This window comes from Deltaproteobacteria bacterium (assembly GCA_019308995.1).
Lineage (GTDB): Bacteria > Desulfobacterota > Desulfarculia > Adiutricales > JAFDHD01 > JAFDHD01.
In genome coordinates this window covers 1-10,876 of sequence record JAFDHD010000105.1, presented here as the reverse complement: position 1 = coordinate 10,876, position 10,876 = coordinate 1, and the positions used below count along the sequence as shown (strand labels likewise).

Here is a 10,876-nt window from a genome sequence, read left to right as displayed (position 1 = left end):
AGGTTCTTCTCCAAAAGAGTTGGCAAGTTAGTTTAAGAGGGCGCATTGTGTTAGTGCATAACTTATTAATAATACAAATATTTTCATTCTTTAGCTTCCCAAATCTATTTAGAGAGTATTTTTACCAGCGCTCTGCCCGTCTGCGGCGATGCACCTCCGACGAGCCAGTTGTAAAGCCCATTCTCGGCGCACCGCCGATCCGGTCGACGCGCTGGTTTCATAAAGTTCTTTTTAAAAATCCAAGTGTTTACTAATAAGCAAATCACCTGTATGAACGTAACTTATTTAAATGATGCAAAAAATCTATCGACCAGATCAAATTATCATCAACTAATATGGAGAAGAGCCTAAAATAAGAAAGCTAAAGGTCAAGTTCAAGGGGTAAGGGAGAATTCTTCTTGGGGAACATCCTCCTAAAAACTCAATAAAAAATAACTAAAATGAATCCTTATCTCGTCAGTCCCCTTGCCTTCTCCCACGACCTGATGCTGCCGAGGCCCAAGAGGGCCATGACGAGCGGGATTAACTCCCCGGCCTGGATATCAGGCACAGGCGCTGATAACCCGGCCAGGGATAAAACATAAAGACAAATGGGACTCAAGGCGAACTTCCAGGCCAGCCCCAGACCGCAGACCCACCCGATGAAAGGCCGCCATCCGGCCACGAACAGACTCCGATGACCGGCCTCTATTTTATTGATTTCGGCCTGCCATTTGTCCGGTTCCTGCCTGGCCTTAAGCAGTAGAAGGTCAGCCGCCTTTCGTTCCTCATCCGTCTCGACGAAGCGATCAATGACCGAGGCCACGCCTTCGGCTATCTCACCCACGCCTGGACCCAAGAGCTTGCTAATAATTCCCATCTAGTTTGTATCTCCTAATTGTTGAAAATTTTTGAAGGGGGTCTGGGGGGAACTTTTTACCAAAAAGTTCCCCCCTGGAAAAACCCGCACAAATATGAAACACCACTCTCAAGCGCTTCTCAATAAATGGGTTGAAACGATCCAGCGCTTTATTTCAGCCAGAGGGAAGGTCGCTCCAGGACACTCGGTGTATCCCGGCCGCATGACCTCCCAATGACCGAAGACTTGGTCAGCCGGAATATTAAAGGCCAACATCAGGGACCAGACCAGGTCCAGGAGCACGAGCAGGGTTTCGTTGTCCGGCGGCCTTTCCGAATAGTCCCCGAGCACGCAGATGCCCAGGCTCCTGCTGTTGGAGCCAGGGGCATGCGCCCCGCTCTCATAGGGCTGCCGCCCGTGTCTGACCACCGGTCTTCGGTTGACCAGTTCGATACCGTAATGATAGCCGATGTCCCGAAAGCCGCGAACATCCTTGTGAAAGGTTCGGATGCCTTCCCAGTTATCAATGACCGGGTGATCATATCCGGCGCTGTGGTGGATGACGATTATTTCTGGCCTGTTCGCCATTTCTTATACTCCGCTATAAAGCATACGGCTGTTCAAGGATTTGGACCGGTCTCCGGATGCTCGGTTTTTAGATCAAGGCAGAGGCTTTTTACTGTTCATGAGCAGGCCTAAAATCTTGTCCTGGGTCTGCTCCATGCGCTCGAGCCTTCTGTCAATGCCTTTCATCTGTTCAGTCAGCTTGGTGATTTCCTCGACATGAGCCGTCTGCTTGGCCTCCATTTTCATGACCTGCGCGGCCAGGTGTCTCCGGTCTGAATCAAGCTGCGCGAAAAAAATGACGGCGGACAGAACAGCCAGCATCAGTGCGAAAGGAATCTTGGTCGCCCAGGCCCATGGGGATACGTCTTCACTCATTCTTATCTTCTCATTAGTAGTGGGTCATATCCCGGTTTTCGTTCTGGTCAAGCATGTAATCTCCGGTATCCAGGACGGTAAATTCAACCTGTCCCTGGTTGACATCAGGACGGACCTCCACAATCTTGCAAACCTGATTGATCATGGGATTTTTATCCGTCCCGTACAGGTAAGGAAAGGTAGCAGCCACAAAATCGCCCACATCAAGATGAGCCCTCTTAAAGCTCAAGTCCTGAAAGGAGATGCGCCAGGTCGGATGCTTGAATTTAGCGAGCAGGATCTCCGCCACTTCAGTCGCCGATGCCTGATGCACGCACCAGTACAGAGAAAGGGCAAGTGCCCTGTCGCCAAATAATTCGTTCGATAAGGCGTCTGATTTCACTGTCTCGGAAATGAAGTCTCGAACTACAAGGTTGTATTTGTATTTCACGGTGACGTTGTTCACCACATCGTCAAGACGCTGTTCAGCCGATTTGAACTCAATGCCTGAAATCGGAATGATCGAAACCTGGGAATTCGGGCATTGGCCGATGTCAATTTCAAGCACCAGCTTCCCGGCTGAATTCTTGTAGACAGACCCCAGGAAAGAACCCATCATCTGCTGAAGCAAAGACCAGACATTGATTTCATGGTCAATCACCCCGGCGGCCTGATAGGACTTACTCTCAAAATCGCTCCTGGCCTTGACTTTTGAGAGAGATTCAAAAATTTCCGCATTATAATTATTCTCGTCAGTCAGAAAATCCTCGACAATATCAACCAGGTTTGTGAGCAGGTTCTGAGAGTAGTCTGGATCAACCTTGCCTTTCCCCCGGGCGCTTACCTGTTTGCTACCCTGGTCATCCGTAAACAGAACGGTGGCTATGGAGCCGTAATTAGAATCATCTTCATCAAAGACGTAATCCTGGGAGGAAACCAGCTCACCGTCCGCGTAGATCGAGACACTGTTTCCATTGGCCACGGACAGAACCGGGTGGTCGGCAAAGCAGTAACCATGATTCACAGTGTCAATACAAGGCAGAACCCAGTTGCCTCCTTGAACGCCGGAGCTTACCGTCAAATCGCCATAAACGATCGGCAGGATGTCATTCTCGTTGAGGGGATGGTCAAAAGCCGAGGCGCGGCGCGGTTTAAATATTTTGTTTAAATCTGTTTCATAAACGGACATCGCTCAGCCTTCGTTTGCCTCAATGATAACTTCTGAAGTGCTTACTTTTATTTTGCTGATCAGGCCGGAAAACGCGGCCAGATGACCCTCCAAATCGTCGCCTTCAAAGCCTAGATAAAGACTTAAGGCGCCTCCCAGGAATGGAGAATCTATCATGACCCTGGTAACCGCATTATCATCATTACTCAGGATTACGGACAGATGAGACAGCTGTTTGGTCGTGAATGAGGTCAGCAGGTTACTATACAGAGGATTGATCGTCCTTAGGGGCGCTCCAAACGATTTGACTCTGGCGGAATGAGTAAGGAGATTATCAACCTGATTCAAAAGCAGCCTGGATAGTTCCTTGCTTCCATAGGCATGGGTTCCCATGTTCGTGGCAATGAGAATATAAGGCAGGGGAATTTCTCCCTGTTTAAGCCTGTTGTGCCAGTCGAGCGTGACGTTATACACTGCGCATAACCTCTCTTAAGCTGATTTCAACACTCGTGAGGTCATTGAACGGGACTGATTGAGGCAGGTTGTTTATTTCAGCCAGGTAAAATTCGCTCGCAGCGTCAGGGTCCTGATTAAAGTAAACCGGCCGCATCTGCCCGGTTGACCGGTCAGTAATGGCTTCAATCATGTTGATCAGATCATCAAGGTCTTCACTCTCAAGTAAATGATATTGAAACTTCCAGGATCGCCTTAAATTATAAAATCGCTTTTTATTAACTCCAAAGGAGGTTTGTGACGCTGAATGAAGAAAGTCAAGTGAGCGTCCATATCCCATGGCCACATTCTTTGAAGGTTCGAGAAAGGTCCCGAGGTATAGTTCACCGATTTCGACATAACCGTCCGGGTTGTCGTGATCGTCAATTTCAATGCGCCAGTGCCGCTTCGTTGTGCCAGCGCCGAGGTAGTGAAGTATCTTATCCGTGTTCCAGGACATTGTTTCTTTAAAATCAGGATCATTCCAATCTGCGCCCGCGTCTCCCTTGAGGGTGATCACTGCGGAGCTGGTCAGGTTGTGGTCATAAAGAATGAGAGACTTGACTTCCTGAGCCGAGCCTAAATCAATATTGATAGTGGTCGGGACTTTTTTAACCGAAACATTGTCCAGGGTGAAATCAGAGGCCAGTGAATCCTGAAATTGAAAGGCCACGTTCTCTGTAATAGTCGGGGTCCAGTAAAAGGTATGCGAGCCGGTGCCGCAGGTGCCCATGTTGAAACGTTGCGTGCCACCCAATGATGATTTCATAACGATGAGAGGACTTTCTCCGGAGGATACATTGATATCAAAGGAAATTTTATAAAGATTCCCCGAAACGACGGAGATATTATCATCTGAACCGCCCACGCCCATGCCGCTGGTATTGACGGCATGGAGCTTGCCGCTCTGCCATTCAAGAGTCTCGTATGGATTGCTGCCGCTATTATTCCAGCCGTTTATATTGCTGTCAAAGGTTCCATTTGTGACCAGCTCGCTTCCCAGGGCTGAGGATGCTGACCGGTAGCGCGTATCGCGATCGCAGTCTATCATCCGGCCTGCGCTGAAGTTATTGAAGGCGATAAAGGTCCACCTGTCTCCCAGTTCAAAGTCGTGGCCTGTAGCGCCGGTCCATTTGATCTGTACGTTATGATTCAGCGTATAGTATGAAGCGGTCGTGGTAATGCCCTGCTGGTTCCAGGTTGAGCCCCCGTTATCAGACCATTTAAAAGTGGCCTGGCCGATCTCATAGCCTGAAGAAACACTATCAATTTCGACAACGTATTCCCGGTCAACCTGTCCGGAATAATCCCCGGTTGTGTCCATGGAGGCCCGGCCGTAAGGGCCTGAACTGGAGGTGCTTCCCTTAATCGGGAGGGACACCATGCCATCTGTTAAAGACGAGACTGTGATCATGTCTTCATCGCTAATCAGATTGTCAAAAAGGAAGCGAAACCGCCCCATCAGAATCTCCTCTCAGCCAATGTTTTAAGCCTGACGTCAATCTCTTCGGCAAACCGCTCCAGAGCGGCCTCGTTTGCTATTAAGGCGCCTTCCACGTTGATAAGGGGCCCTTGGATGACAATTCCCCCACCCCCAGACTCGACCGCCCGGATAAGCCTCTCGTTGTGTTCAGCGCTCAAGACCCGTTCGCCTTTATGGATAATGGCTGGTGTGGTTTCCGGAACATAAGAGACGCCGCGCTGGAAGCCTAAAAAGCTTCCAATGCCGCTGACGATGTCACCCGCGAGACCGCCGATGATGGGGATGTTGCCTGCCAGATCGGAAACGCCGCTGAATATCTGTGTACCAAGCCCGGTATGCTTAAGCAGCTGTTGGGCGGCTAAGGCGGCCAAGGCATAGGGAGCAATAGCTCCGACCGAGGACAGCAAACCCCCCTCGGCCGTGGCAAGGCCAACGTTGGCAGAGGCTAACATCCCAGGCCCGGCGCTCGCTTCAAAGGCCAGCATCCCGGGCGCAAGCCCGCCAGCGGCGGCAGCACCATGTCCAGCCAGAAGGTTGTAAGCGCCGTATCCGCCGAGCGCCGTTCCCCAAAGGGCCATGCCTTCACTGCCAGGCGCTCCCAGGCCTGGAATAGCTATATTAGGCCAGCCGAGACTTGTGGTCAGGTTTGATATGGTCCAGGCCGCCGCCACCTGAGCCACAAAGCCGGTGAAGGCCCGAAGCATACTGTCCAGAGTATACTGCCAGACCTGCCCGACTTCGTCGAAATCACCTTTCAGTACCGCAAACAGCGTGTCATCGAAGGCTGAGGCCATGTTATGCGTCATGCTAACCGCCAGCCTCTCCCCGGCGCGAGCCCAGTCGGACATGTCTTCAATTGACTCTTTAAGGCCGGTTCGAACTCCTTTTTCAAAATCACTCAAGGAGATTTTAGATCCTTGCATGACGCGGTCGAGCGACTTGAAGCCGCCGGTCAAGGTATCAACCTGCCGCTCAAGGAAATCAAATGACCGGCCTAACTCTTTAGATGCGCTTTGGGCCAGCTCCTCAGCCTGAGCCAGGCTGTCAAACTCCTGACTGACCTTTCTCAATGCGGCCGATCCATCGTCCTTAACCTTGAGGACGAATTTCAGTTCACGATCTCTGACCATCGGTTTGTTTCAGCTCCTGTTTCATGGCTTCCCTGGCGATAGACTGGATGCATCTGAGCATCAGCAGCTTGTCTGGAAATCCGTATTCATGGACCAAAAGATTAAGAGTCAAAACGTTGATCGTAAAGCCGCCAGGGCCGCTCACCACGACCAGTGACTCCGAGTACAGGCAGAATAAGCTCCATATGAGCCGCCCGATTTCATCCAGCTCCACCCGGCCGCACTCTTCACAGCCCGGCCGCCTGGCGCCCATTTTCCGAAGCAGCTCGCACCCTGAACAGGACACATCACGCCCGGCCTCTATATCCCGCTGCCGGCGGAAGAACCACCCGGCATACTGGGCAAGTTTTTTTCAGATTCCTCTTTCATCTGCTCATGACGGGTCATGGCCCAGTTGGCAGCCTCGAGGATGGCCGTGCCGAGTTTGGGGTAGGCATTGGATAGGGCCAGTTTATTCTCCCGGGTGCAAGGCACAGGATTATTGTCCTCATCAAGCAAGCCTTCCCAGTCGAGCATGATCAAATCGGTCATGTCATCTACAAAAGCGGCCTGATTGAGTTCGTCTTCCTCAATATAATCCTGACGGCCATTGATCACGCGGCTGACTCTCTTTCTCGAGGTATGCTTGTCCATCATTTCCTGAACCATCTGCCTTGAAGTCGGCCGGATCAGGAACCTCAGAGCCGCGCGCTCTTCCCGGTTAAAGGCCACAGACAGCTCGGTCGTATCGAAGATTTCGTCATCCGCACCGAACCAGACCGGGCATGGTTTTAACGCCAGTGATATCCCTTTCATTTCGACCCCCTTTTTCAAGTTACTAAATTAAGAAGACGATCAGTTCCTGAGAAAGGCAAGGCCGCTCTCAAATAAACCATGCCGGGCCTGATGACCCCTTTTGAAAGCAGCCTGATATCAATTCCAGAATCATCTCCATCTTCCTCAAATCTCCATGACGGCGTTATCAAGCCAGCGGGCTTTGATCTCGCTCGTTGATGACATAGAAGGAAACAGGGCCCAGAACACCGGACATACCCGCCGGCGCGGACCCGGTCTTCAGCAGCCTGCCTTCGACTGCGTGTTTGATCGGACCCGGGCCGCTGACATCGGCTGCCGCCGACTGCCAGGTCACCTTGGGCAAATCCACACGAAAGGTGTATTTTGTTGACTCCGTGATCGTAGGTCCGACAAAGGTTAAATCCATCTTCTGGTCCGCCTCACCGGCTATGGCTGAAGTAAATGAGTCAATGTTGTACTTGTCAAAGGTGAGTCTGATGGCTGCATGGGCAAAGTCACTCTGAACCGGCTCGCTCATGTCACTGTAGCCAGCTTCGAACTGCTCCTCGAACGGCCTGTCATAAATCAGCTCGAACTCACTGGGATAAATTTTGTCCGAGTCAGATAAAGCGGACCCGTCCTGCGCGTTCATCCGCGCCTTGAACTGACTGTCCATGCGCACGACCGTATCCTTGGTCATGCCTGAGGGGTATGTTACGGATGAAAGATCATCGTTCTGAGGATTTGCGATCTCGATCTTGTTGCCCATCAGGTTAATGGTTATTCTCACCAGCTCACCAATACGCCCCTGGATGGTCAAGCCCGTAATCTTGGCCGAGGGGATCTCCCAGATGCCTTTGGATGTGTTCGCCTTTTTCATGGCTAGAGTAGCAAACAAACCGGCCAGGCTATCCGCAACGCTATAGGTGTTGCTGTAAGCCGTCCCTTCTATGTTGCTGGGCGTACCAGCCGTACCCAGAGCCAGGGCCAGAGGCACATCCCAGCCTTCAAAACGAAAAAGGCCTTCAATGCTTGATCCGGTCACAGATTCAGCCACCTGGATCGTCCGGCTGATTTCTGGTAAACCCAGTGAAGTGTCATTTATAAAACTGGGCGCCTTGGCCCCAATAGACTCCCTGCTAATAAGAAGGCCGTCGCCAGACCCCACCGAGACGGCAGTCCGCCAGGTCGCAGCTTTCTTAACCGCCAAAACAATTTCTCGCCCTGTTATCCAATCCGCCATTTTTTAACCTCTCAATTAATGTCAATTCTTGTTATAATAAATGTTTTGAAAAAGGTGCTTTCAAATCCCTCTTAAAATCTTTTAAAAAATCACGTTTCTTTGTTCCTTGATGCTTGATCCATTGGACCAGGGGAGCCCTTTTTGCCTCAAAAAGGTTCCTTCGCCCTCATGGTTTTTCTTTAAGGGTCATGCCTTTGATTTCTACGAAGACCCCTCCAAAGGAGCTGTTATTCAAGGCGCTGACCTCCAGACGGGTGGAAAGGCCCCAGATCAATCCGCCCAGAGTCTCGTCAGTAAATATCGCGGTCTCGATATCTGAAGCGAATTTTAGAGCTTCGCTGAGCGCGTCCTGTTCCTTTTGAACATAGCCCAGGAGCTCCACGGTGAACGGCGCATTACGGCTTCTCTGGTCAGCGAAATCAGAGCCGTCCAGACTTGCCCCGATGACGCAGACGCTTGGGTATCTGTGCGCCTGGTCATGGCCGATATACCCCTGGATAATCTGGCCGCTTAAGAGTGAGAAGTTGTAATGAGTCCCACCGTCTATCTCCTGGAGCTGCGCCACTACCGCCTCGACGATTGCCTTAAGCCTGTTCATGGCTGTAAACCCCGTCAAGAAGATCTTCGATCTTTAAAATATTATCTTTTACCGCAGGGCCGAGCCACGGCCGGGGCGCTTGAGCCGGCCGGCGCACCATGGAAGCAAAGATTGGCCGTCCCCCCGGGCCGAACCATCTGAGCGCTCTGGCCCTGATCGGTCTGATCACCGCCGGCCCAGAGCCGAATTCCCAGACTGCCCCGTAATTGACGCCCTGGGAGCCGCTCTTAAGCCTGTTTCCCACCCAGATCGAAAATGTGTCGCCCTGCTTGAGCGCCCTGCCCGCCATGATACTTCGACGAAGCCGGCCGGTTCTTAAACTCAGCACCGGACCGGAAACGTTCTTTTTGGCCTGCTGAAGAACAGCCGATGCGCCGTGCTCCAGGGCTTTAATAATGAGACCGGGCCGGGCCGTGACGTCTCTTTTAAATCCCTGCTTAAGTGAATCGAATTTCTCATCTTCTATTTTGAGCTTCATATCGGGAGTCTCCCGTGGTGAGCCGCGGCGGATGTAAATTCAGGCAGCAGGCCGTCTTTGAGCAGATTCAGGGCGTGGCTTACTGACCCGCCGTCAGGTTGAGATAAGCTGGTGGTGTTGTAAGAGGCGCTCTTAGCCTGCCTGTACCAGTGGCAGGCCTGCCGGATCATGACCTGTGTAATGGAAGCTGGCAACTCGTCTGGATCATAGCCTGCCGTATATTTGACCTGAATGTTCCGTCTGCCTTTAGAAAGAGCAATATCCAGGTAGATCATTCCGGTTTCAGGGTCGAGGCTGTAATGATCCAAGCTCACCGCCTGAATGTCGCTGCCCCATTTTCGCTCGTGATCCACCTTGATGGATTCAATTTCAGATACAGGGTAGTTTTTAAGAAAGAGCTTCGTGGCATGGCCATCCAGGTTATCGTGAATCTCGGTGTAATCCTGACTGGCCCACTTTCTGTTGGTCAGCTCCTCCCAAAGATCCTGAACCATCCTGACCATAAGAGCCAGTCTGGCATCCTGTTCGGTGTTGTTAAGCTCGATCCCCAGCTCCAGTTTCAGATCATATATGCTCAGGAAAAACTGGAGCTCTTCGACCTCGGGCTGTATCCGGATCGGCGCCAGACCCCAGACGATACCATCGGGATTAGCGGTGTCATAGATCACGATAGGCACGCTGTATATTCCGGGCGGGATGGACTGGCCTCCGAGGTCCAGGCGGATTTCGCCTGTGTCGTAACCTTCTTGAGCCCAGGTGATTGAGCCGTTAGCAGGTTCAGTTGACTGAATCAGTGTGTCCCCGAACGCGGCCGTAATCTTGGTCACTCCGCTCAGGTCTTTAGCAGCGCCACCGGATTTTAACAGCAGGTCAACGGTATTGTCATGACCCAGATAAATAACTTCAGTCTTCATGTCCACCCTCCGCCTCAGGTTGGATCAGCAACCTCAATATCCCAGGCTGGCACCGTGACCTGGTTGCCTTGAGTCAGGGCCTGGCTGGTGCAGGTCGTCACATAAAGCAGTTTGGAATTGACGCTGTCGCAGATTGCAATATGCTGGGCATCGCCAGAGGTATCCACGTTAATATCAGCCTGCTCGGCCACGGTCAGCTTACGTCCGCTGGCGTCGCCGTCACTGATAGTGTAATCGCCATTGCCTTCGCCTTTGGTCAGCGTAGTGTCGGCGAGCTTATAGGTCGAGGTAGCTTCAGTATAGGTCGTCGGTTCGGTCGAGCAGACCGTCAGTTTATCGCCATTGTCCGCGATGTAATCAAGCATCGCGTCCAGGGCATCGTCGTTTACGGTTTTCCCCATGATCAGGTCTCCTTTATTTGGATTCTATGGTCCGTAGTGCGGACAGAGTCTCTAAACTCATTGAGCCGGTTAAGCCTTCAACCTCCCTTGACATGGACAGGCTCTCTATCGAAGTCTCGGTGATCTTTTCCCCGGGAAATACAATCTTGTCTGATAAATGAACATGGTAAGTATTAGCGACAAAAAGATGGTGGATCTGGGATAGAGTGATACCATCCACAATATGACTGTGAGTCCCGCCGCTGACCGTCAGGATTACAATCCTGAAGAGGTTGACGTTTTCCGCACTATGAACATGTTCCGCCTCTTGAACTGCCAGGTTATGGAGTTGTGTGAGGCTGGGGCTTTCGGCGCTGTGGGCGTGGGAGCCATCATCAACGATCAGAGTGGTGGCGCCGCTTAGCGTTACCTCCAGATAGGGGTCTTTGGTAGTTCC

15 protein-coding genes are annotated in these 10,876 nt (G+C 51.6%); all 15 read right to left on the bottom strand.

Features of this window, described 5'->3' with window-relative positions:
- Positions 1-448: 448 nt before the first annotated feature.
- Positions 449-859 carry a hypothetical protein gene (locus JRI95_14005; GenBank protein MBW2062658.1) on the bottom strand — a complete coding sequence of 137 codons (411 nt, stop codon included), beginning with the start codon at positions 857-859 and terminating at the stop codon, positions 449-451.
- A gap of 108 nt (positions 860-967) precedes the next feature.
- The gene (locus JRI95_14000) at positions 968-1,426 is read right to left on the bottom strand and encodes an N-acetylmuramoyl-L-alanine amidase (GenBank protein MBW2062657.1); all 459 of its coding nucleotides are present in this window, start codon (positions 1,424-1,426) and stop codon (positions 968-970) included.
- Positions 1,427-1,498: 72 nt separating this feature from the next.
- Positions 1,499-1,780, bottom strand: a complete 282-nt coding sequence (locus JRI95_13995; protein ID MBW2062656.1) for a hypothetical protein — start codon at positions 1,778-1,780, stop codon at positions 1,499-1,501.
- Positions 1,781-1,793: 13 nt separating this feature from the next.
- Positions 1,794-2,948, bottom strand: a complete 1,155-nt coding sequence (locus tag JRI95_13990) for a hypothetical protein (GenBank protein ID MBW2062655.1) — start codon at positions 2,946-2,948, stop codon at positions 1,794-1,796.
- 3 nt (positions 2,949-2,951) lie between these two features.
- On the bottom strand, positions 2,952-3,401 hold the full coding sequence (locus JRI95_13985) for a hypothetical protein (GenBank protein MBW2062654.1): 450 nt from the start codon (positions 3,399-3,401) through the stop codon (positions 2,952-2,954).
- Positions 3,394-4,881, bottom strand: coding sequence for a hypothetical protein (locus JRI95_13980; GenBank protein ID MBW2062653.1), 1,488 nt, complete (start codon positions 4,879-4,881; stop codon positions 3,394-3,396). The genes JRI95_13985 and JRI95_13980 overlap by 8 nt, the downstream gene beginning before the upstream one ends.
- Positions 4,881-6,032, bottom strand: a complete 1,152-nt coding sequence (locus JRI95_13975) for a hypothetical protein (GenBank protein MBW2062652.1) — start codon at positions 6,030-6,032, stop codon at positions 4,881-4,883. The genes JRI95_13980 and JRI95_13975 overlap by 1 nt, the downstream gene beginning before the upstream one ends.
- A complete protein-coding gene (locus JRI95_13970; protein ID MBW2062651.1) occupies positions 6,016-6,318 on the bottom strand; it encodes a hypothetical protein in 303 nt (100 codons plus the stop codon). Before JRI95_13970 ends, JRI95_13975 begins: the two co-directional genes overlap by 17 nt.
- Before the next feature lie 14 nt (positions 6,319-6,332).
- Complete coding sequence (locus tag JRI95_13965; protein ID MBW2062650.1) at positions 6,333-6,827, bottom strand: hypothetical protein; 495 nt, start codon at positions 6,825-6,827, stop codon at positions 6,333-6,335.
- Between the two features lie 166 nt (positions 6,828-6,993).
- Positions 6,994-8,049 carry a hypothetical protein gene (locus JRI95_13960; protein ID MBW2062649.1) on the bottom strand — a complete coding sequence of 352 codons (1,056 nt, stop codon included), beginning with the start codon at positions 8,047-8,049 and terminating at the stop codon, positions 6,994-6,996.
- A 166-nt stretch (positions 8,050-8,215) separates the two neighbouring features.
- A complete protein-coding gene (locus tag JRI95_13955) occupies positions 8,216-8,647 on the bottom strand; it encodes a hypothetical protein (protein MBW2062648.1) in 432 nt (143 codons plus the stop codon).
- Complete coding sequence (locus JRI95_13950; GenBank protein MBW2062647.1) at positions 8,634-9,125, bottom strand: HK97 gp10 family phage protein; 492 nt, start codon at positions 9,123-9,125, stop codon at positions 8,634-8,636. The genes JRI95_13955 and JRI95_13950 overlap by 14 nt, the downstream gene beginning before the upstream one ends.
- Positions 9,122-10,039: a hypothetical protein gene (locus tag JRI95_13945; protein ID MBW2062646.1), complete on the bottom strand. Its 918-nt coding sequence runs from the start codon at positions 10,037-10,039 to the stop codon at positions 9,122-9,124. The genes JRI95_13950 and JRI95_13945 overlap by 4 nt, the downstream gene beginning before the upstream one ends.
- Before the next feature lie 14 nt (positions 10,040-10,053).
- Positions 10,054-10,404, bottom strand: coding sequence for a hypothetical protein (locus JRI95_13940; GenBank protein MBW2062645.1), 351 nt, complete (start codon positions 10,402-10,404; stop codon positions 10,054-10,056).
- A 49-nt stretch (positions 10,405-10,453) separates the two neighbouring features.
- A partial coding sequence (locus JRI95_13935) for a hypothetical protein (protein MBW2062644.1) occupies positions 10,454-10,876 on the bottom strand: 423 nt, incomplete at its 5' end.